The organism is Paenibacillus sanfengchensis (genome assembly GCF_036864765.1).
Taxonomy (GTDB): domain Bacteria; phylum Bacillota; class Bacilli; order Paenibacillales; family Paenibacillaceae; genus Fontibacillus; species Fontibacillus sanfengchensis.
Map to the genome: position 1 here is coordinate 164,166 of NZ_JBAGJC010000005.1, position 20,788 is coordinate 184,953.

A 20,788-nucleotide genomic window follows, 5' to 3' on the forward strand; every position below is an offset into this window, starting at 1 on the left:
AATACTTGTTATCTTCTTAATTCCATATGGAGCAGCGGAAACGGTCTGTCCGAACCATCCCGCTCGGAACGTCCGATTTGAACGAAGCCGTACCTTTTATAAAATGTGCATGCTCCCGGATTCTGTTCATTCACATCCACCGTAAGCCGGCTGCCCTTCAAATTCTCGACATGCCGGATAAGCCGGGTCCCCCATCCCTTATTGTGATAGGAAGGATCGATAAACAGCATTTCAATATGAAGGCCATCCAGACCGATAAAGCCGACAGGCTGCTCGCGCTCGTCCAGGCCTACCCAAATCTCAACTTCGTTCAGCACTCCACCGCGGACAATATCATAGTAGAAAAAAATGTCTTCTTCCGTTAAAAATGTGTGCGTCTCACGCACCGCCCGCAGCCAAATTTCCGCCAAGCGATCATGATGATGATTCTGATACGGAATAATAGACCGACTCAATACCATATCTTTTCTTCTCCCCTTAAATAATGTAGTCGTCGGCCCAAACCCGCTCCGCCATCCTCCCATACACTGATTCAAAAAAGGGGGTGAGCAAAGGAATGCCGAATTACCGCATCATTGTGGATTTGTCCGATCGAATGTTGTATCTGCTTGATCAGAACAAGGTGGTTCGCGGCTTTCCGGTCGGGATCGGCACCATGCTGACGCAAACGCCCGAAGGCTACTATACGATCGTTAACAAGGCGCCAAACCCCGGCGGTCCCTTCGGAGCCTATTGGATGGGATTGTCGAGACCCCATTACGGCATCCATGGAACCAATAACCCTTCCTCCATCGGAAAGCAGGTTTCCCATGGCTGTATTCGTATGTACAATCAGGATGTCGTTGAATTAGCCGGTCTGGTGCCTATCGGTACGAGCGTACACATTCGCCAATAAAAGGGGGCTTATGCCCCATTAATCCCATACCCTTGGCCGCGCGATCCCCGCCGTCCTTAAGTAATCCAGCAGTTGACCGGTGTGAACCGCTTCGTGATAAGCGATGCGCATCAGCATATCGCCAAGAGAACGAACATAGCCGACATCGCTCCGGTCAATTTTCAAATTCGTCAAGTCTTCCGCCGCAAAGGATTTCACGGTCGCCAAAAATTTCTCCCGATAAGGGGCCGCAACGGCTATTTCTTCACGAACCGTCGTGAATTCCCGGTTGTCATAGGGAGAATCGTAGGACAGCAGGCTTCCCCCGTTCAGCAAGGCCAAATGATAGTAGTGCTCGCTGTCCAAAACATGACGGATCATCTCCTTGATACTCATGGCTTCCGGGTCCGGCTTCCATTCCAGCTTATCTGCCGGTACACTCTCCCAAACTTTAATGCTCCGACGTCTGATTTCTTCGAAATTTAGAATTATGGCTTCAACCGCATTCATCAAAATACTCCTTGTCTGTCATGTTGTTATTGTTTCGCATCGGTTCTTTCTTCTCCCTCGACCGGAACGATACGGGCGTGCTGATACGGCCCGGCTTCCCCCTGGTCAAGTCTCCCGGCTTCCTCGTAGACTCCCGCTTTATCGACCGTTCCGTACATCAACAGTTCCGCCATAAAGTTTTCGCTGAAAAATACCGCTTCTTTAAATGGCTTGGGGGGAACACCAGCTTCTCTCTTGTCGCCAGAACTCTTCTGCCACTTCACCGTCAGCAAGCCTTCTTCATTCACTTCCGCATACCAGGTCATGTCTTTGTAGTCCCTCAGCAGACGCAGCGCTTCCCCTTTTGGGAACGTATGCGTCATTGTGAATCCTTCCCCGGTGACGGGCAGCTCCTTGTCGTTCTTATCGTACACGAGCTGCAGACCGACGACAATTTCACGGGCTTTCGTCAGATCCCCGCCCATAAGAGTCTCGTAATCACGTTGCCCTTCCGGCGTCCGAATCACCACGCGATTCTGCTCTTTATTGTAGCCGACATACGCGTTTAGTTCTTCCGAAACAAAGCGGAGCGGCAAGTAAGTGCGTCCGTCTTTCATGATCACGCCCTCTTCCAACGCCTTCGCTTTGCCGTTCACCTCGGCGCTCTTATTTCCCTGTTTTAACCGGATCGTCTTTTTTTGCACCGGACTTGAGATAACCACCGTTTTCGTTTTAGCTTCATAGCGGATGCTCCAGGCCGGATCTTTCAGAACCGCAAGCGGGACATAGGTCCGGTTTTGCTGCTGAATGGCCTCCCATTCCGGATTTCCGTTGATATAAACACTTGTTACGTTTGTCGCCGATTGCGCATATGCCGAAAGGTTCCCCGCAAGCAGCGAACAAGCCGTAATCCCGATAACCAGTCCTTTTTTCCAATAATTCATCTTAACCGCTCCCACCTTTTCTACTTATAAACAACCCATTACTTTTAACGCATCGGAGCACCAAAAAGTTACTCTCCCCCGAAGCTAAGCAGTTTTGATGCAGAAAGGTCATCCATCACCTGGCTTCACCCGATGCAATGAGGTATAATGTATACATATGTATACAATTATTAACGAAAGGGTGGGTTTGACACATGGCCGAGACGTTCCGCAAATCAAAAATCGAACATTTTGTGGAAAGATTACGACAACGTAAAGAAACACTAAAGTCCCAACTGGACGAAAGCAACTATAAAGAAATATCGGATTTTCTGCGGGGACAGATGTCGGCCACGGATATGATCTTGAAGGAACTGCAGGCCGAATTTGAGATCTCCTCCGAACCGGAAAGAGTCAACCCGGCCTCGAAAATGAGACATCTCTCAGAACGTTAAACTTAGAAAGAGGAGTGGTAACATGCCCAAAGAACACCGCAAATTGACCATCGCCACGATATTGAAACGATTTTTCTTCATCTCCATCGGCGCCATTCTCATGGCCGTGGCCCTTGAAATGTTTCTCGTACCGAACGAAATTATCGACGGCGGCATCACCGGGATTTCCATCGTTCTGTCCAAAATAACGCCGATTCCCCTGGGGATATTTATTTTCCTGATTAACCTTCCCTTTCTGATTTTCGGTTACAAGCAAATAGGCAAAACCTTCGTGATCTCCACACTTTACGGGATTACCCTGCTGTCGTTGACTACCGCATATTTGCACGATGTCGATTCTTTTACGGAAGAGAAAATTCTCGCCGTTCTGTTTGGCGGTCTGATTTTGGGCGCCGGGGTAGGCCTCGTAATCCGCTTTGGAGGCGCACTGGACGGTTCGGAAATCGTAGCGATTCTGCTGTCCAAGAAATTACGTCTTCCGGTTGGCCAGATTATCATGATTATCAATATTTTTATCTTTACGATCGCCGGGTTTGTATTTGGCGCCGATTCCGCAATGTACTCCATCTTTGCCTTCTATATTGCGGCCAAAGTGATGGACGTTGTGGTGCAGGGTCTCGATGAGTCCAAATCCGTCACCATCATATCGGGTCAGTTTGAGGAAATATCCGAAGCCATACTGGCCCGCCTGGGCCGCGCAACCACACTGCTGTACGCCAAAGGAGGATTCTCTAAGGAAGACACCCAAATGATCTATTGCGTGATCACACGGCTGGAAGTGGCCAAGCTCAAAGCCGTCGTCCAGGAAATCGATCCGAAGGCGTTTATCTCGATTCAAAATGTAGCTGATGTGCTGGGCGGAAGCATGGAAAAGAAGAGCATACACTAACATACAAGCCGCTCCCCGAGCGATGTAAATTCGATCCTCATCGCCCGGGGCTATCATTCTCTAAAATAGCAAAAACCCCTTGCTAGGCAAGGGGTTTCACATATGGGCCCTACAGGACTCGAACCTGTGACCAATCGGTTATGAGCCGACCGCTCTAACCAACTGAGCTAAGGGCCCGCATTCCAAACAAACAAATTAGATTGCGGGGGCAGGATTTGAACCTGCGGCCTTCGGGTTATGAGCCCGACGAGCTACCGGGCTGCTCCACCCCGCGTCAGTAAATAGCGACAATCAATAGTATACACGATTAACTCACTCCAAGTCAAGGGTTACGGAATAAATCTTACCCCATATTTTCCTTTTCGCGACCTGAAAATTTCAATGGCCCGCATTTCATCGAATCCGTAAATCCAACCGTCATGTTCCAATCTTCGGGCAAGGCAGCCCGCTTGAAATTTTGTTCTGTACAGCTTGTTAAAATACACCCAGCGCATTCCCGTTTGACTCCTTTCCTTGTATGATGATCCTTCCTGTCTTACCTATAGATTACCCAATTTCGGACAAAAAAAGCCGCCCTTTTTAAGGGCGGCCATGAGCTTGAAAAGGTCAGCCTTGCGGAGCTTCCTCCGGAACGAATGGCGTACCGTCTTCCTGGAACTGCGTCTTAGGATTGAGCTTGATTTCCTGGAGCATCTTGTTCCCCTTCTCCGCCCATTCCTTGAGCGCCTCCTCCGGCGTTTTCTTGTTTTCCATAACTTGCTGGAAGTAGGTTCTTCCAATGGATGTCACATTGTAAAGTCCCGGTTTCTCCATCATCAATTTATCGGTTTTTGCATTGATAGGCGGGACCGGTTTAAGCAAATAGAACGCCTGAATATTATAGGATAATCCCTGTCTAGGCTGGATATAAGATTTGCGGGCCACCATCTCGGACGTATTGCTCCGGGATTTCAGCTTCGCGAATTCTTCCCCGTTAATGAACCTGAGAAAGTCCCAGGCGGCTTCCGCATTCGGAGCATTCGTGTTGATCGAGAACGTATTGGTCAGATTAATGTTGCCCCCTACGTCCGGCTTTTCGGGATGAACAGGGATCGTGACCACATCCCAGTCCACCGGCTTGAAGTTTTTGATTTTGGCGGCATTATTGTTCGCATCAGCCAATTCGTCGATATAATAATTGCCCTCGATGGTCATCGCCACTTTTCCGGATAAGAACAGGTCGTCGCTGAGCGGAGTCCAAGGCTCGTTCGGGTCGTAACTGGAACTGTCCGGCATGATTTTTTCCTTGGCCAGTTTGCTGATCGTCTCCCATACCTTGGCCCACTGCGGAGAGTTGACGGTCATCGTTTCCGCTTTGTCATCAAAAGTTTTCAGTTGAAGACCGCTCATGTAGGTATACTGCATATCCCAGAACGGATCTTGGCCTCTATAGCGATTGAAGGAGAAGCCGTATACGCGATCCTTTCCCTCGCCTTTCGCAACCCGACTGGCTTTATTAAAGATATCCTCCCAGGTCGATTTGTCCGTAGGAGGCTCTACCCCGGCATCGGCAAACAACTTTTTGTTGTAAAAAAGAGCCGACGAACTGAACGATGGGGTTAACGCGTAAAGAGTGCCGCCACCGATGTCCTTGATGCCGTCAATGACGGCTGGGACGAAATCGCTCGTATCGAATTTATCCTCTTGAATCATCGGCTCCAGTGACTTTACCAAATTTTCATCAATCAACTGTTTCAGGGTTCCCGTGTCCGTAACGACGACATCCACCGGGTTGCTGCCGGTCATGATCTTCTTCATGCTCTCTAATGGATCCGGCTGCTGCTCCTGCTCCGTGCCGTTGCCATAACGGCTGTTACTGTTCGCAGTCACGATCTCGATTTTTATATTCGGATTGGTATATTCGAAAATATCCGTGTATTGCTGACGGAACCAGGAATCGTCCGAGCTTCCGTACAGCATGCCGATACGCAGCACTTTTTCTTCTTTCTTCGTCGCTGCCTTGCCCCCGTTGCAGCCGGCCAAAAGCCCCAATGCCAATGTCGCAACCAGTGCAACCGAAAGAGTCTTTCTCAACTTTCCGAATTTGCTCTTATTCATGACTGTCCCCCTCCAGTGGTTTCGGCGCCGTGATTACGATCTTCTCGCCGTCAAACTCCATACTTGCGCGTCCGCCGATGCCTACGGCTTCCAAATACTCCTTAGGCACCTGCAGCCGGCCGACCCTGTCGACGACCACAAACGCTTCATGAACTTCCTGTAAGCCTCCGCCCCCGAATCCGGCTTCCCCGGCTGCCAGATCCAGATTCGGATTCCGCTTCACAAATTCCGTACTCGTCAACCCGTCGCGGATCGCAACAACCCGGTCTACTTTTCCGGCGAGGGTCAAGTCGTGGGTTACGATAACAATCGTAATGCCCAGTTCTTTATTGACTTTTCGAAAAATGTCCATGATCTTATCCGAAGTCGCCGTGTCGACTGAACCCGTAGGTTCGTCGGCAAGCAGCATCTTCGGACGGTTGGAAAGCGAGATCGCGATCGCCACGCGCTGCTGTTCCCCGCCGGAAAGCTGGTGGAGCTTGTTGTGCATCCGATCTTTCAACCCCACCCATTCCAATAGCTGTTTGGCATAAGCCCGATCCAGCTTTCCGGTCAGCAGCATCGGCATTTCTACATTTTCCAGAGCCGTCAAGTAAGGCAGCAAGTTTCTGGCGTTGTTCTGCCAAACGAAACCTACCGTCTTTCGTTTGTATTCTACCAATTGATCGTCCGAGATCTTTAACAGATCCCATCCCCCGACATGAACCTGGCCCGCGGACGGACGGTCGAGGCCGCCGAGCATATTGAGCAGCGTCGATTTCCCGCTGCCGCTATTTCCGATAATCGCCATCATCTCGCCTTCCTCGACCGTTAAATTCAGGCCCTGGAGTGCGACGACCTCGATGTCTTCGGATTTAAAAATTTTAACCAAGCCCTCGCAATGGATCATACTCATCTTACCGCTCCTCTCCCATCTTCACGGCCTGATGAACACGCAGCCGCCGGATTTGCCAGAACAACAGCCCGGCTCCCATAATCAGCATCACCAGGACAACCACATAAAGTTTCAGCGTATCCGAGGAATTGAAGATGATGCGGAAAGGCGGCACCTGCGTCGTGACATTATCCGTCGTTTGCAAGAACGGAAGATACAGTTGACCGGCGACTTTCCCGATCACAATCCCAAGCACGATGGATAGACCCGCGGTCAAAATTTGTTCGGTCAGCAGCATAAAGGTGAGCTGCTTGCGCGACAACCCCATCGCGCGCAAAATTCCAAATTGTACGACCCGGCCCGACAAATTGAAGAACCAGTACAATACATAACCGATCAGCGAAACGATGACCGATACCATAAAGCCCAAACTCAGAATCCCGAACACCCCGCCCCGGGTCGGATGCTTGCTCTGCGCAGCGAGCTCGCTCCGCACATCCTTTACGGAGTAAAGGTCAACATTTTTCTCCGCCAGTTTGGTAATGAGCGGAGCGACCTTTGCGCCGGGTTTCATCTTCAGCCACACTTCATACGGAATAAGCGGCGACTGATCATAAATGTAATCCAGATTGGCGATAACAAACGGCTTTTCATCCGGATACTGACTCGGCCAGTACGGAAGGATCCCGTAAACCGCAAATTCGATGGTAGCTTCTCCCATGGATACCGTGAAAACATCGCCGACCTTCAGTTTGAATTTCTCCGCCAGATTGGACGGAATCAGAGCGGCGCTCTCGTTCATTCCCAATAAATTCAAATATTGATAAGGATGTGCCGGAAACAAGTCGTTTCGGAACCAGGCGACCTTGGCAAAATCAACGTTGTCGATCCCCATGATATTTCCCTGCCCGGCCGAGCGGCCGGAAATAATGATATTTCCTTTCGTTTGCAGCACGCGCGCGGCATGCTCCACGCCCTCAAGCTGGCGGAACACTTCAAACGGAGGCTCCGAGGAATAAACCATTTTGGCCGGAGGTTGCTGTCCTCCGCCAGAACCGCCACCGGGACCCCCCTGGCCTCCGCCTTGACCTCCACCGCCCACGCCTCCGGAACCGCCTTGACCCTGTCCGGATTTGCTCGGCGGTTTCTTCGACAGCTCGGGCGTCGCTTCCCAGACGGTCTGCATGACTACGTCGGCACCGTATTTGTAAAGGGTACGCTCCGTAGAATTGAGATCGATCGTCCGCGCGGCCGAGGCATTATAAACCCCGAGCCCGAGCGTCAGGACGAGCAAAATCATCAGCGGATAGTAAGAAGAAGCGGAACGAGACAACTGCGTCAAACTCAAATAATACGGCACGGGCAGCCATTTCTTGCCGAGCCAGCCAATCAGTTTAAGAATCCACGGGAAGACCCGCAGGAAGAACAGGCCGATCGAGAAGATCGCCAGCGCCGGGACAAAGAACAGGAACGGCTGCACCTGCAGCTCATCCGTGGTCATTCCGGTCTGGAATGTGAGCATCTGCCGTTCATAGAACAGATAATAGCCGTACGCGGCCACGCCCATAAGCAAGATATCGATGAACCAACGCTGCCATCCCGGACGTCGGTCGGAGCGAGCCTGTTTCCGCTTCGCATTGACGATTGAAGCCCGGGCATAAGAAATCGCCGGTAAAAGCGTTGCCAGGATCGCAATAATGACAGCGGCTGCCCCCAATGCGAGCGCGTCAAAATTGAAACCGACCGGAATCGATTTCCGGTTGACGAAAGCCAAAAAGCCGTCGGCGGAGCCGATACTCTTGGACATAAACCACCCCAGCAACGGGCCGGCAACCAGCGAAATCACTCCAAGGAGAATTCCTTCCAGCAGATAGATAAATACAATCTGCCTTGTTGAAGCCCCCCGGCTTCGCAGCACGGCGATGTCGCTCTGCTGCTTATCCAGGGACTGGCGGGCGTTCATCACGATAAAATAAAAGACCATGGCGATCATCGGCGCCGCCAGCGTGAACAATAGCGTCTGCATTTGCAAGCTTTGCTTGCGGAAATCATCCAGCAGGTTGCCGAATGAGATGTCCACTTTGGTATCCTTCAGCTTCTGGTACAACTCGATATTCAGACGATCCAGCGTACTGGACAAGGGTCCGATTTGACCGGTCTTGATCTCCCGCAAATCAAAAGCGTAATACCAACTGGAACTGTAAATCGGAATGTTCAACTGCTTCAGAAGACCATCATTGAACGCCTTCTCGCTGACATAGAACGTATTCATCATCCCGTCCATACCTTGATACCAATAGGCATCGGTATCGTTAAGCGGCTGGAAAACCCCGACGATCTTCACCTTCAGAGTCACATTGGCTCCGCTGGTGACGGGATATTCCATCACATCGCCCACATGCAAGTCCTGACGGTACATCCCCTCTTCCAGCATCATCGCCTCTATGACATTGCCGTTCGTTTGATCCGAAAACATCTGACCGCTCGTCACCGAGATATGGTCCTTTAAACCGCTCATCGAAGAGAGACCCATCGTTCTCGTCCGGCTGGCATCGACTTTGGTCGGATCCTCGGGATAGACCTCGGTCCCCCGGATGGACCGGTTATTGACATAACTTTGGTGCGGGAAGCCGATGGCCTTCGGAATATCCTCGACAATATACTTGGTTACCGCTTCAAGCCCGGCCAAATCCGTTTTGGCGCCACCCGCAGCTTGATAGCTCATAACCAGGGAACCCGCAGGCAATCCCTCGCTCTCCGCTTTCAACGTGCTGGAGACGACCCGCTTCAGCGAGCCGTCCGAGTACATCGGAATGCTCACCGTAAACGAGACCGCAACAACCAGACCGAGCAGGGTGCTGAGGGTAAGCCATTTGGTGTTCCACATTTTGCGGAACAGCAGACGCAGTAAAGGAAGACCCATTAGCGACCCACTACTTTCTGCCCCGGCGTAAGCCCTTTAAGAATTTCGTAGTCCGTCGGGGTTTGCATCCCAACTTGCACATCGGCTTCACGCTTCGTTCCATCCTTCTCGATGACCTGAACATACGTACGGGAACCGATAGAGCGAAGGGCGGAAATCGGAATCAGAACCGCGTTTTCCTTCCGCTGCGTTACGATTGTTACGCTGAGCTGGCGGCCGCGCTCAACGTCCTTCGGCCATTTATCGAGCTGGACGATCAAATACTTGTCGATCGAATCCTTCTCCGGTGGCGAGTTGCCGTCGTTATTGCCGTTGTTTCCGTTATTCTCGGAACCCGTATTCACCGGCATCACTTTGACTCTGCCGTCAAAGACGCCGGCCGAGTTGATATCCACCTTGGCTTTCATGCCGACGGAGATCTTCTCCAAATCTTCTTTGGAGAAAGAAGCGGCCACGACTAACGAAGAGGTGTCCGAAATAATCCCGAGGGATTCATATTCCTTTGTCGTGGCGCCCTTCTTCGCGCTGATCGAGACGATCGTTCCCGTAAACGGGGCTCTCAGGGTACCGTCGGCGATTTTTTTCTCGAGATCGGCAAGCTCCTGCCGCTGTTCCTCAAAGACGATGGCCGCCTTTTCAAAGTCAACTTCAGTCATTTCATCCTTTGTCCGCAGCGTCTCCTTCATGGTCAGTTCCTGCTGGCGGAAATCGAGGCGCTTCTTGCGCAGATCCCTCTGCAATTGCTCCACGTCCAATTGGATGAGCACATCGCCTTTCTTCACCTTGTCGCCGGGTTTGACCTTAACCTCTTTGATGTGCAGCCCGTCCTCCGTGAAATAAAGCGGCTCTTCCCGCTGGCTCATCAACTTGCCGACGGCGCTCACCGTAAGCTCGATCGGTTCGGTACGCACGACGTATTCCGGTTTCTTCGAAATTGTCGGAGGCGTAATGACCTGTAGTACCTCTTCCTCTTCTTCGTTAGGAAGCAGGCCGCAGCCCGTAGAAACGACAAAACCGACACAGAGCGCCATAATTCCCAGCGTGCGGCCGATCCTTCTCTTCCTAGTTGATAAATCTTCCATCCACCATTTCGTAAACATGGTCCGCTACCTCCAAGATTGTAGGATCGTGAGTAGTCATACAAATCGTCATTTGCTCCGTATGTATAATGTTCTTAAATACGGACATGACCTGGGCTCCCATTTGCGAGTCCAGATTCGCTGTCGGTTCATCCGCCAACAGCAATTGAGGTCGGTGCGCAATCGCCTTGGCGATCGCCACGCGCTGCTGTTCCCCCCCGGAAAGCTCAAACGGCCGGTGGAACATCCGCTTGCCCAAGCCTACAAGCTCCAGGCAATGCGTTACGCGCTTCTTCCATTCGGACTGGGGGACGCCGGCCATCCGCAGCGAGAGTTCGACATTCTCCCAGGCTGACAAAAGCGGCAGCAAAGCGTATGCCTGAAAAATAAAGCCGATCTGGTTGCGCCTTAGCAGCGTGCGCTTGTCGTCGTTCAGCAGATGAAGCTGTTGACCCCTGAACAGAATCTCGCCGGTGGACGGCTGATCGAGACCGCCCAGCATATTCAGCAGCGTTGTTTTCCCCGAACCCGATCTTCCTTTCAGCATGACGAGCTGTCCGGGACGCACCTCCATGTTAATTCCTTTCAGGACATGAATCTCTCCGCCTCCCACCGGAAAAGAACGGTGGACTTCCCTGACGATCAAAACCGGGCCCTCATCCTTCGGGTTCCGGGCTGGCGGTTTCGCCTCGGTAACCTGCGGCGCATGTCTAGCGGATTCATCGATTATCGGTTGCGCTGGAGCTTCCGTCTCCCCCGACGCTTGGGCATCGGACGGCGCTTCAGCTTCTTTGGAATGAACTGGTTTGCGAAGCCATCGCATCATTGTGTATCGGTCTCCTAGCATCGTTTAATATTGGCTGCCCTAGACGCTCCGGGCGGGATCCTTGCGGTCTATGTATCCTTCACGTCTGCATTATAAACGAAAATTCATGCCAAAAAGTTACAAGAATTTTTACGATATTGATATTTTTGTTTCCAAATTTTTCGCGCTGATCGATAGATTAGTTTTTGCTAGTATTACAGTATTAAGAGAATTCCTACTAGATTTGGAAAAGAGGCCACTATGATAAAAATCGCAACAACCGCCCTTCTCCTGCTCGCCCTGATGACCACCAGCTTGCAGCCGCCTCGCGTTTACGGCAAGGATTTGCCTTTCGGCGACATCGGGTCCAGTTATGCCAGAGAAGCGATCATCCGCTTGTACGAAAAAGGATTGATGAACGGCACCACCTCCACCCGGTTTTCACCGACCGAGCCGATCTCCCGGGCGGAGTTTGCCGTGATCCTCCAGCGCCTGCTGGGTCTGGAACCCGTCGACTCCCCGATTCCGGCCTACGAAGACGTCCCTGGCGGCGCCTGGTACTATGAAGGCGTCCAAGCTTCCACCGAAGTGGGTCTGACCGCAGGCAAGGGGCCTCGGCGGTTTGCGCCCGCGGAGCCGGTGAGCCGGCAGGAGACGGCCGTTTGGCTGAGCCGGATTTTGAATACCGCCATCGCCATCGACAGCGTCTCGCCAACCGCCGGGAAATACAAAGACGATGCCGCCATTGCGGTCTGGGCCCGTCCTCAAGTTTATGCCGTTTCGAAGCTCGGTCTAATGAACGGAAACGGCGGAAATTTTTTCCCGGAACAGGCCCTGACACGTCAGGAAATCGCTGCCGTCATGGATCGCCTCCTGCAAAATCCGGCCTGGGCAGCGAAGTTGTCCTCCCCGGCGTGGCCTACCGTTCAGATCGGGTGGCAATACGGACAAACCGATGCGCAGTTCAAACAGTCCGTCCTTAATTCCAACATTAATGTGCTTTCGCCCCGGTGGTTCTTGTTGGCCGAGGACGGCAGCGTCTCGATCCAGAGTCAGCCTTCTCTCGTTGCGTGGGCCAAGCAGCAGGGCAAGCAGGTGTGGCCTCTCTTCGGCAATCGCTTTGACCAGGCAACGACGCATGCTCTGTTGACTTCCACGACCAAGTCCTCGGAGGTTATCACCCGGATCACAAATACGGCGGTTCAGACCGGGGTTCAGGGGATCAACCTCGACTTTGAAAATGTCGCCCCCAAAGACCGGGAGGCTTTTACGTCCTTTGTCGCCGAGCTTGCCCGCCGGTTGCACGTGAGCAACATCGTCTTGTCCCTAGACTTGTCGCCGGATTTTCAGACCGACTGGACCGAAGCCTACGATTACGCAGCATTGGGCAAAATCGCCGACTACATTGTGATGATGGGTTACGACGAGCATTGGAGCGGAGGAAGCGCGGGGTCCGTCGCTTCGCTGCCCTGGCTGGAGAAAGGTCTGGACAACCTGCTTCAGGAGGTTCCCTCCTCCAAGGTAATCCTGGCGCTGCCGCTATTTACCCGGGACTGGATGATGGACGGGGGCGCAGGGACGTCGGCTCCATCCGAAGACTTGAATCTGCCCCAGCAGTTCCAAAGAATCAAGCGATTTGGGGCAAAACCCGTCTGGAACGACAAACTCGGCCAATATGTGGCCGACTACCGCTCCTCGGGCGCCCAGCGCCGGATTTGGCTGGAAGAGACCCGCTCGCTCACGAGCAAATACAGCCTGGCGATGTCCAAGGACATCGCGGGCTTCGCCTTCTGGCATATCGGCGGCGAAACGCCTGAGATCTGGCCGGCCCTTCGCAATGCGGCGAAATACGACGCCATCGTAGGTCCCGGGAATTAAGCGCATAATCAAAAGAGGTTGTCCCCCACCATGAACGAATGACGGTTCGGAACAACCTCTTTTGTATTGCGGTTTTTTATTTCCCGAATGAGCCGGGATCTTCTCTCCAGGACTTCAGCAGCGCCAAGTCCTCGGATTTGATTTCGCCGCGTTGGACAGCCACCTCGATCAGCGCGCCGTAGTTGGATAGCGTTTGAAGCGGAATGCCCGCGTCGGCAAAAGCCTGAACCGCTTTGTCCAACTGATAGCTGAAGATCGCCAGTACTCCGAGCGCATCCGCACCCGCTTCACGCACGGCCTGAGCCGCTTTAATGGAACTGCCGCCCGTGGAGATCAAATCTTCGATGACGATGACCTTCTGCCCTGTCCGAATCAGGCCTTCGATCTGGTTCTCCTTGCCGTGTCCTTTAGCCTTATCGCGGATATAGGCCATAGGCAGGCCGAGCTTCTGGGCCACGAACGCCGCATGCGGAATCCCCGCCGTGGCGGTGCCCGCGATGACCTCGGTTTCCGGGTGGGATTCCCGGATGATCGCCGCAAAAGATTCCGCGATCATATCGCGGATTTCGGGATAGGACATCGTCAGCCGGTTATCGCAATAGATCGGCGATTTAATACCCGAAGTCCAAGTAAACGGTTGATGCGGACGCAGCGCCACCGCTCCGATATCCAGCAGGCGTCCCGCAATTTCATTCGCTATTTGCTCGGTATTGATCATGCTTGCATCATCTCCTCAATAATTTGTTCCGCCGCTTTGCGCGGGTCACTCGCCGCCGTAATCGGGCGGCCTACCACGATATAGTCCGTTCCCTGGCGGATGGCCTGCCCCGGGGTCAGGGTTCGGGACTGGTCGCCGGACTCGCTTCCGGCCGGTCTGATCCCCGGCGTAACGGTCATAAACGCCCCGCCGCATTGTCCTTTTATGGCTTGTACTTCAAGAGGGGAAGCGACGACGCCGTCCAATCCCGCCTTTTGGGTTAACGCCGCGTAGGCGAGAACCGACCGCTCGACCGTTCCCGGGATACCGATCTCCCGGTTCAGGGTCTCCTGATTTGTGCTGGTTAATTGGGTAACGGCGATCAACAGCGGTTTTTTTAGCGATGCATCCTGTTCCAACGCAGCTTGCATCCCTTCCCGCGCCGCAGCCATCATGTTTACCCCTCCCGCCGCATGGACATTAAACATATCCACACCCAGCCGGGTGATGCTTTGGGCACCGCCTTTTACCGTGTTCGGAATATCGTGCATTTTCAAATCGAGAAAGACGGAATATCCCCTGGACTTCAGCTCTTTAACGAAATCCGGCCCGGACGCGTAAAATAGCTGCATCCCCACCTTCATATAACACGGGATGCCTTCCAGGGTTTGAATCAACCCTTTGGCCTGCTCCGCCGCGGGAAAGTCCAACGCGACCATCAGTTTATTCGCGGCTTGTTCGAATGACAACGACATGATTTCTCCTCCTGTCATACTTGCGGCTCCGAGGGGCTTAAGCCGCTTCGGAGCCGCGTTATTCGCTGTCTTGCTGATGTTCTTCTCTTACAAGCTAGGCATGGCTTGGGAGGAGAAATTGATCGTCTCCAGCATATTCAGCAACGCCCGAACGGTATCGAGCGAGGTCATGCAGACGATGCCGTTCTCCACCGCTTCCCGGCGGATCCGGAAACCGTCGCGCTCCGGCTCTTTGCCGCGGGTCAGCGTGTTGATGACGAAATGAGCTTCCCCGTTGCGGATCAGATCCAGGATGTTCGGCACGCCCTCGGTCAGTTTGTTTACGGTCGTGACGTGAATTCCCGCTTCGGTCAGCGCGGAAGCCGTTCCTCCCGTGGCGATGATCTTGTAGCCGAGATTGTAGAAGCCGCGCAGCAATTCAACCGCTTCCTGCTTATCCTTGTCCGCCACAGTGGCGATGATCGCGCCTGTCGAAGGGATTTTCATTCCCGCCCCGATCAGGCCTTTATACAATGCCTTCGCATATTGCGGATCGCGGCCCATCACTTCGCCGGTCGATTTCATCTCCGGTCCGAGCGTAGGCTCAACCCGGCGCAGCTTGGCAAAAGAGAACACCGGCACTTTCACCGATACCTGGTCGCTCTCCGGCCAGAGTCCCTCTTGGTAGCCCAGATCCTTGAGCTTGGCGCCGAGAATGCATTTCGTGGCCACATTGGCCATCGGAATGTTCGTTACCTTGCTGAGGAACGGAACCGTCCGAGAGGAACGCGGATTGACCTCGATCACGTACACTTCGTTTTTGTAAATGACGAACTGGATATTCACCAGGCCGACCGTATTGAGCTCCTTGGCGATCTTTATCGTTATGTCGACGATTTTCTTCTTCAGTTCATCGGACAAATATTGCGGCGGATAGACGGCGATCGAGTCGCCGGAATGGACGCCCGCCCGTTCGACATGCTCCATGATGCCGGGAACGAGTACCGTCTCGCCGTCGCAGATCGCGTCCACTTCCACCTCTTTGCCCAGCATATAGCGGTCGATGAGTACCGGATGCTGCGGGTTGATGTTGACCGCTTCCTCCATGTACTTGAGCAGCTCCGCGTCGGAATACACGATTTCCATCGCGCGTCCGCCGAGGACGTAGGACGGGCGCACCAGCACCGGATAGCCGAGCGATTGGGCGGTCCCGACCGCCTCGTCCACCGAGGTGACCGTGCTGCCTTTCGGCTGCGCGATGTCAAGCCTGGACAGCAGGGCCTCGAATTTCTTGCGGTCCTCGGCCTCGTCGATGCTGTCCAGCGAGGTGCCGAGAATCCGCACACCGGCCGCTTGAAGCGGCGCGGCCAGGTTGATGGCCGTCTGCCCGCCGAACTGAACGATGACGCCGACCGGCTGCTCCTGTTCGATCACGTTCATCACGTCCTCGAAGAAGAGCGGTTCGAAGTAAAGCCGGTCCGAAGTGTTGAAATCCGTGGACACCGTCTCCGGGTTGTTATTGATGATCACGGCCTCGTAGCCGGCATTCTGAATCGCCCACACCGCATGAACCGTAGAGTAGTCGAATTCGATCCCTTGGCCGATCCGGATCGGTCCGGAGCCGAGGACGACGATCTTCTCTTTTTCGGTGTGAGTCACTTCATTCTCAGTTTCGTAAGTCGAATAGTAGTACGGCGTCGAAGCCTCGAATTCGGCGGCGCAGGTGTCTACCATTTTATATACCGGACGGAGCCCTCTGTCTTTCCGGAACAGTGTGACGCTTTCCTCCGTCAGATGCGTGCCGGAAGGTTGGGATGCGGCGCGCAGTTCAGCGATCGCCCGGTCCGTAAAGCCGAGGCGCTTGGCTTCGTAAAGCGTTTCATAGGTCAGTTCCGGCTCGGCGGTGATTTTGCGTTCGAACGCGATCAAGCCTTCGATTTTGTCCAGGAACCACCAGTCGATCTGGGTCAGGTCCTGAATCTGCTGGAGGGAATAGCCGCGACGGAACGCTTCCGCCACCAGGAACAGCCGCTCGTCGTCCGCTTTGACCAGACGCTGGTTCAGGGTGTCCGTATCGAGTTGGTCGGCCCCTTTCAGATAGAGGCGGTGCGTGCCGATTTCGAGCGAACGAACCGCTTTGTGGATCGACTCCTCGAACGTTCGGCCGATCGCCATCACTTCGCCGGTCGCTTTCATCTGCGTGCCGAGCTTCCGGTTGGCATGAACGAATTTATCGAACGGCCAGCGCGGGATTTTGCTCACGATGTAATCCAGGGTAGGCTCGAAGCAAGCGTACGTTTGGCCCGTTACCGGGTTGACGATTTCATCCAGTGTGTAGCCGAGGGCGATTTTGGCCGCCATCTTGGCGATCGGATAACCTGTCGCCTTGGAGGCGAGCGCCGAGGACCGGCTGACCCGCGGATTCACCTCGATCACATAGTATTGGAAGCTTTGCGGGTCCAGGGCAAATTGAACGTTGCAGCCGCCTTCGATGTTGAGCGCCCGGATGATTTTGAGCGAGGCGGAACGCAGCATCTGGTACTCCCGGTCCGACAGCGTCTGGCTCGGAGCCACGACGATACTGTCCCCGGTATGTACGCCGACGGGGTCAAAGTTCTCCATATTACAAACGACGATACAGTTGTCGTTGGCGTCGCGCATCACTTCGTACTCGACTTCCTTCATGCCCGCGATCGATTTCTCGATCAGGCACTGGCCGATGGGGCTGTACCGAATCCCGGAGGCGACGGTTTCCTTCAACTCTTCCTCCGTGGCGCAAATGCCGCCGCCGGTGCCGCCAAGCGTATAGGCAGGGCGTACGATGACAGGGTAGCCGATCTCTTGGGCGAAGCTCAGTGCCTCTTCTTCGGAAGTGATGATCGTGCTTTCCGGAACCGGCTGCTCCAGTTCACGCATCAATTCACGGAACAGATCGCGGTCTTCCGCTTTTTCGATCGAGCTGAGCTGCGTCCCGAGCAGCCTTACGTTCTCGCGCTCAAGGACGCCCGCGCGGGCCAGTTCGACCGCCATATTCAGGCCGGTCTGTCCGCCGAGGGTCGGCAGCAGTCCGTCGGGACGCTCCTGGCGAATAATTTGCGTGACGAATTCCAGGGTGATCGGTTCGATATATACTTTATCCGCCATGTTGGTGTCGGTCATGATCGTTGCCGGGTTACTGTTGATGAGCACAACTTCGACGCCTTCTTCTTTCAGCGCCTGGCAGGCCTGGGTGCCGGCGTAGTCAAACTCCGCCGCCTGACCGATGACGATCGGTCCTGATCCGATGACGAGGATTTTTTTGAGTTCTTTGTTGATCGGCATATTACTGGGCTCCTTTCGCTGCGGCCATCAATTCCGCCTGGCGCGGTTTTTGCGGGTTCAACCGCTTGTGTTCTCTGATCATCTCGATGAAGTGGTCGAACAGGTAGCTGTTGTCATAAGGTCCGGGCGCCGCTTCCGGATGGTACTGCACCGAAAATGCCGGGTATTTGACGTGTTTGACGCCTTCAACGGTTTTGTCGTTGTTATTGATATGCGTGACTACGAGGTCCGTTCCCTCCAGGGAAGCTTCGTTGACCGTATAACCGTGGTTCTGCGATGTGATGTAGCAGCGGCCGGTTTGCAGATCCTTGACCGGATGGTTCCCCCCGCGATGACCGAATTTCAGCTTCTCCGTATCGGCTCCGCAAGCCAAGGAGAGTAGCTGGTGCCCGAGGCAGATGCCGAAAATCGGATATTCGCCCAGCAGTTCGGAGATCATCTTCGCGGCATAAGGAACGTCTTTCGGGTCCCCGGGGCCGTTGGACAGTTGAATGCCGTCCGGGTGGAGGCGGCGGATCTCGTCGGCGGTCGTATCATGCGGCACGATCACCACGTCGCAGTCCCGCTTGTTCAATTCGCGGAGAATCCCGCTTTTCGCGCCAAAGTCGACGAGGACGACGCGCTCCTTCGAGCCCGGGCTGCTGTAAATATGCCGGGTTGAAGTCCGGGCCACCTGATTCCGCAGCTCGTCGATGCTGGTAGACTCCATCAGCGAGAGGAGCTCGGACACCGAACGGTCGGTGGTGGTGATCACGCCCTTCATCGTTCCGTGCTGACGGATAATCCGGGTCAACATCCGGGTATCGATTCCCGTGATTCCGGGGATACCGTATTCCTTCAACAGGTCGCCCAGGTTGTACTGCGCCCGCCAGTTGCTTGGCGTCGGCTCATACCGGCGGACGACGAACCCGTGGATCGACGGGGCGATCGACTCGAAATCATCCCGCGAAATGCCGTAGTTTCCGATCAGCGGGTAAGTCATCGTAACGATTTGTCCGCAGTAAGAAGGATCAGACAATACTTCCTGATAACCTGTAATTCCCGTATTAAAGACGACCTCGCCGGTTTTTTCGACTTCCGCGCCGAACGATGTTCCGGTAAACAGCGTGCCGTCTTCCAATAACAATCTTGCCTGCATCCTGCAGCACTCCTTTTTGTCTGTTTTATAAGTTCTATATACGTTAAATTATGATCTTCAAAAATTGGACAGCGTTGTGAAGGGACTAATGATTCGGTTCAATTAAAGGGATTTCCTCCCGTTAATTTGATGCCTATACGGCTGCAGAGGCGATTTAGCTGGAAAACCTCCCGTTAATCCGTCCCGAAATTGAGTGTATCGGCAATTGGGCCGTGAAATAGATGGAGTTCTTCCCGCTAAATCCGCTCCAGGGGCCACGAGCGGTACATTAACGGGAGGTTTTCCCGTTAATGTTTAAATGTCTACTCGCGATAAACCACGTTCCCGGCCACGACAGTCGCAACCGGCCAGCCTTTCAGCTTCCAACCTCCGAACGGGGTGTTGCGCCCTTTAGAGGCAAATTGTTCGGGATCGACTTCCTTCTCCTTCTCCAAGTCGACGACCGTCAAGTCGGCGGGAGCGCCGACAGCCAGCCGTCCCGTGTCCAGACCGAACACGCTGGCCGGATCTTCGGTCATGCGCTTCACCAGCATTTGCAGACTCCAGCGTCCTTCGGCGACGAACTTGGTATAGAGCAGCGGGAACGCCGTCTCGAAGCCGACGATGCCGAACGGAGCCAACTGCATGCCTTTGGCCTTCTCCTCCGCGCTATGCGGCGCGTGATCCGTTACCACAATATCGATCGTTCCGTCTTCCAGCGCTTCGATGCAAGCTTCCACATCGCGTCTCGAGCGGAGCGGCGGATTCATTTTCCAGTTCGCATCCAATCCCGGGATGTCTTCCTCGGCCAGAATCAAGTGATGCGGACAAACCTCCGCCGTAACGTTGATGCCAATTTGCTTGGCCTGGCGGATCAGCCGGATCGATTGTTCCGTGCTGACATGGCAGACATGGTAGTGTACCCCCGTGGCTTCCGCCAGAAGGATATCGCGGCCGACATGAATGGCTTCCGACTCGTTTGGAATCCCTTTCAGGCCGTGCCGTCTGGCGAATTCGCCTTCGGCTACCGGGGCCCCCTCCACCAGCGAATTATCCTCACAGTGCGCGATGACCGGCATGTTCAGCGAAGCGGCCAAATTCATGGCATCCTTCATCATTTGCGCGCTCTGTACCCCAACGCCGTCGTCGGTAAAACCGATCGCTCCGGCCGCTTTCAATGCGGCAAAATCCGTCAGTTCCCTTCCCAGTTCGCTCTTTGTGATCGCGGCGTAAGGGAGGACGCGTACCAATCCGGCTTCCTTTGCTTTTTCCAGCACGAGCGATACGGTCTCGGGATTATCCGTCACCGGCCGGGTGTTCGGCATACAGGCGATCGTCGTGAAGCCGCCTTTCGCGGCGGAACGAGACCCGGTTTCAATCGTTTCCTTATGTTCAAAGCCAGGCTCTCTAAGGTGAACGTGCATATCGATAAAGCCTGGAGTGACCAGTTTGCCGCCGGCATCCAGCACCTGCGCGCCGTCCGCCACGCTCCCAGATGAGTTCTCCGCCGACGGGCTGATTTGTACGATCACGCCGTTCTTCACCGTTATGTCCTTAAGCTCCAACTGCCCTTCATCATTCAGAACGCTTGCGTTTTTTATAATTAGCTGCATGGATGAATCCTCCGGTTTTC

Annotated in this window: 17 protein-coding genes and 2 tRNA genes; 4 read left to right on the plus strand and 15 right to left on the minus strand. The window is 54.0% G+C overall.

The features are described from left to right. Positions 1 to 8: 8 nt before the first annotated feature. Positions 9 to 461 (minus strand): GNAT family N-acetyltransferase, encoded by a 453-nt coding sequence (locus V4U84_RS12680; RefSeq protein ID WP_416367242.1) that lies wholly within the window; start codon positions 459 to 461, stop codon positions 9 to 11. A gap of 95 nt (positions 462 to 556) precedes the next feature. Between V4U84_RS12680 and V4U84_RS12685 the strand changes: the two genes are divergently transcribed. Beyond that, a complete protein-coding gene (locus V4U84_RS12685) occupies positions 557 to 895 on the plus strand; it encodes a L,D-transpeptidase (protein WP_334071854.1) in 339 nt (112 codons plus the stop codon). 18 nt (positions 896 to 913) lie between these two features. Here V4U84_RS12685 and V4U84_RS12690 read toward each other — a convergent pair whose 3' ends face one another. Together V4U84_RS12690 and V4U84_RS12695 are read right to left on the minus strand one after the other, a co-directional pair. After that, a complete protein-coding gene (locus tag V4U84_RS12690) occupies positions 914 to 1,384 on the minus strand; it encodes a DinB family protein (RefSeq protein ID WP_334077277.1) in 471 nt (156 codons plus the stop codon). A 26-nt stretch (positions 1,385 to 1,410) separates the two neighbouring features. Next, positions 1,411 to 2,307, minus strand: coding sequence for a copper amine oxidase N-terminal domain-containing protein (locus V4U84_RS12695; RefSeq protein ID WP_334071856.1), 897 nt, complete (start codon positions 2,305 to 2,307; stop codon positions 1,411 to 1,413). 194 nt (positions 2,308 to 2,501) lie between these two features. Between V4U84_RS12695 and V4U84_RS12700 the strand changes: the two genes are divergently transcribed. Continuing rightward, positions 2,502 to 2,741 (plus strand): hypothetical protein, encoded by a 240-nt coding sequence (locus tag V4U84_RS12700; protein ID WP_334077278.1) that lies wholly within the window; start codon positions 2,502 to 2,504, stop codon positions 2,739 to 2,741. Between the two features lie 22 nt (positions 2,742 to 2,763). Next, on the plus strand, positions 2,764 to 3,630 hold the full coding sequence (locus tag V4U84_RS12705; RefSeq protein ID WP_334071858.1) for a YitT family protein: 867 nt from the start codon (positions 2,764 to 2,766) through the stop codon (positions 3,628 to 3,630). Between the two features lie 103 nt (positions 3,631 to 3,733). On the opposite strand, the gene V4U84_RS12710 is transcribed toward V4U84_RS12705, so the two are convergent. From V4U84_RS12710 to V4U84_RS12740, 7 genes are all read right to left on the minus strand, one after another. Further along, positions 3,734 to 3,807: transfer RNA gene (locus V4U84_RS12710), tRNA-Ile, on the minus strand. Between the two features lie 23 nt (positions 3,808 to 3,830). Then, positions 3,831 to 3,904 (minus strand) — tRNA-Met (locus tag V4U84_RS12715). A 332-nt stretch (positions 3,905 to 4,236) separates the two neighbouring features. Beyond that, the gene (locus tag V4U84_RS12720) at positions 4,237 to 5,727 is read right to left on the minus strand and encodes an ABC transporter substrate-binding protein (protein WP_334071860.1); all 1,491 of its coding nucleotides are present in this window, start codon (positions 5,725 to 5,727) and stop codon (positions 4,237 to 4,239) included. Further along, positions 5,720 to 6,616, minus strand: coding sequence for an ABC transporter ATP-binding protein (locus V4U84_RS12725; RefSeq protein WP_334072067.1), 897 nt, complete (start codon positions 6,614 to 6,616; stop codon positions 5,720 to 5,722). The genes V4U84_RS12720 and V4U84_RS12725 overlap by 8 nt, the downstream gene beginning before the upstream one ends. Before the next feature lie 7 nt (positions 6,617 to 6,623). Further along, complete coding sequence (locus V4U84_RS12730; RefSeq protein ID WP_334071862.1) at positions 6,624 to 9,524, minus strand: ABC transporter permease; 2,901 nt, start codon at positions 9,522 to 9,524, stop codon at positions 6,624 to 6,626. After that, positions 9,524 to 10,624 carry an efflux RND transporter periplasmic adaptor subunit gene (locus tag V4U84_RS12735; RefSeq protein ID WP_334071863.1) on the minus strand — a complete coding sequence of 367 codons (1,101 nt, stop codon included), beginning with the start codon at positions 10,622 to 10,624 and terminating at the stop codon, positions 9,524 to 9,526. Before V4U84_RS12735 ends, V4U84_RS12730 begins: the two co-directional genes overlap by 1 nt. Then, on the minus strand, positions 10,587 to 11,429 hold the full coding sequence (locus V4U84_RS12740) for an ABC transporter ATP-binding protein (RefSeq protein ID WP_334071864.1): 843 nt from the start codon (positions 11,427 to 11,429) through the stop codon (positions 10,587 to 10,589). Before V4U84_RS12740 ends, V4U84_RS12735 begins: the two co-directional genes overlap by 38 nt. Before the next feature lie 240 nt (positions 11,430 to 11,669). Between V4U84_RS12740 and V4U84_RS12745 the strand changes: the two genes are divergently transcribed. Then, positions 11,670 to 13,286 carry an S-layer homology domain-containing protein gene (locus tag V4U84_RS12745; RefSeq protein WP_334071865.1) on the plus strand — a complete coding sequence of 539 codons (1,617 nt, stop codon included), beginning with the start codon at positions 11,670 to 11,672 and terminating at the stop codon, positions 13,284 to 13,286. A 76-nt stretch (positions 13,287 to 13,362) separates the two neighbouring features. Here the strand turns inward: V4U84_RS12745 and pyrE are convergent, their stop codons facing one another. The 5 genes from pyrE to V4U84_RS12770 form a co-directional block, all read right to left on the minus strand. Then, complete coding sequence (gene pyrE / locus V4U84_RS12750) at positions 13,363 to 14,004, minus strand: orotate phosphoribosyltransferase (protein ID WP_334071866.1); 642 nt, start codon at positions 14,002 to 14,004, stop codon at positions 13,363 to 13,365. Beyond that, positions 14,001 to 14,738 carry an orotidine-5'-phosphate decarboxylase gene (gene pyrF, locus V4U84_RS12755; protein WP_334071867.1) on the minus strand — a complete coding sequence of 246 codons (738 nt, stop codon included), beginning with the start codon at positions 14,736 to 14,738 and terminating at the stop codon, positions 14,001 to 14,003. Before pyrF ends, pyrE begins: the two co-directional genes overlap by 4 nt. An 87-nt stretch (positions 14,739 to 14,825) precedes the next feature. Further along, positions 14,826 to 18,038 (minus strand): carbamoyl-phosphate synthase large subunit, encoded by a 3,213-nt coding sequence (carB, locus tag V4U84_RS12760; RefSeq protein ID WP_334071869.1) that lies wholly within the window; start codon positions 18,036 to 18,038, stop codon positions 14,826 to 14,828. A 1-nt stretch (position 18,039) separates the two neighbouring features. Then, positions 18,040 to 19,176, minus strand: coding sequence for a glutamine-hydrolyzing carbamoyl-phosphate synthase small subunit (gene carA / locus V4U84_RS12765; RefSeq protein ID WP_334071870.1), 1,137 nt, complete (start codon positions 19,174 to 19,176; stop codon positions 18,040 to 18,042). A gap of 302 nt (positions 19,177 to 19,478) precedes the next feature. Then, positions 19,479 to 20,768 (minus strand): dihydroorotase, encoded by a 1,290-nt coding sequence (locus V4U84_RS12770; protein ID WP_334071871.1) that lies wholly within the window; start codon positions 20,766 to 20,768, stop codon positions 19,479 to 19,481. Between the last annotated feature and the right edge of the window lie 20 nt (positions 20,769 to 20,788).

Coding starts and splice junctions, on each gene's coding strand:
- V4U84_RS12705 (WP_334071858.1), top strand. CDS start 2,764: ATGCCCAAAGAACACCGCAAATTGACCATCGCCACGATATTGAAACGA.
- V4U84_RS12730 (WP_334071862.1), bottom strand. CDS start 9,524: ATGGGTCTTCCTTTACTGCGTCTGCTGTTCCGCAAAATGTGGAACACC.
- pyrE (WP_334071866.1), bottom strand. CDS start 14,004: ATGATCAATACCGAGCAAATAGCGAATGAAATTGCGGGACGCCTGCTG.
- V4U84_RS12725 (WP_334072067.1), bottom strand. CDS start 6,616: ATGATCCATTGCGAGGGCTTGGTTAAAATTTTTAAATCCGAAGACATC.
- V4U84_RS12680 (WP_416367242.1), bottom strand. CDS start 461: ATGGTATTGAGTCGGTCTATTATTCCGTATCAGAATCATCATCATGAT.
- V4U84_RS12740 (WP_334071864.1), bottom strand. CDS start 11,429: ATGATGCGATGGCTTCGCAAACCAGTTCATTCCAAAGAAGCTGAAGCG.
- carA (WP_334071870.1), bottom strand. CDS start 19,176: ATGCAGGCAAGATTGTTATTGGAAGACGGCACGCTGTTTACCGGAACA.
- V4U84_RS12735 (WP_334071863.1), bottom strand. CDS start 10,624: ATGTTTACGAAATGGTGGATGGAAGATTTATCAACTAGGAAGAGAAGG.
- V4U84_RS12690 (WP_334077277.1), bottom strand. CDS start 1,384: ATGAATGCGGTTGAAGCCATAATTCTAAATTTCGAAGAAATCAGACGT.
- V4U84_RS12745 (WP_334071865.1), top strand. CDS start 11,670: ATGATAAAAATCGCAACAACCGCCCTTCTCCTGCTCGCCCTGATGACC.
- carB (WP_334071869.1), bottom strand. CDS start 18,038: ATGCCGATCAACAAAGAACTCAAAAAAATCCTCGTCATCGGATCAGGA.
- V4U84_RS12770 (WP_334071871.1), bottom strand. CDS start 20,768: ATGCAGCTAATTATAAAAAACGCAAGCGTTCTGAATGATGAAGGGCAG.
- pyrF (WP_334071867.1), bottom strand. CDS start 14,738: ATGTCGTTGTCATTCGAACAAGCCGCGAATAAACTGATGGTCGCGTTG.
- V4U84_RS12720 (WP_334071860.1), bottom strand. CDS start 5,727: ATGAATAAGAGCAAATTCGGAAAGTTGAGAAAGACTCTTTCGGTTGCA.
- V4U84_RS12695 (WP_334071856.1), bottom strand. CDS start 2,307: ATGAATTATTGGAAAAAAGGACTGGTTATCGGGATTACGGCTTGTTCG.
- V4U84_RS12685 (WP_334071854.1), top strand. CDS start 557: ATGCCGAATTACCGCATCATTGTGGATTTGTCCGATCGAATGTTGTAT.
- V4U84_RS12700 (WP_334077278.1), top strand. CDS start 2,502: ATGGCCGAGACGTTCCGCAAATCAAAAATCGAACATTTTGTGGAAAGA.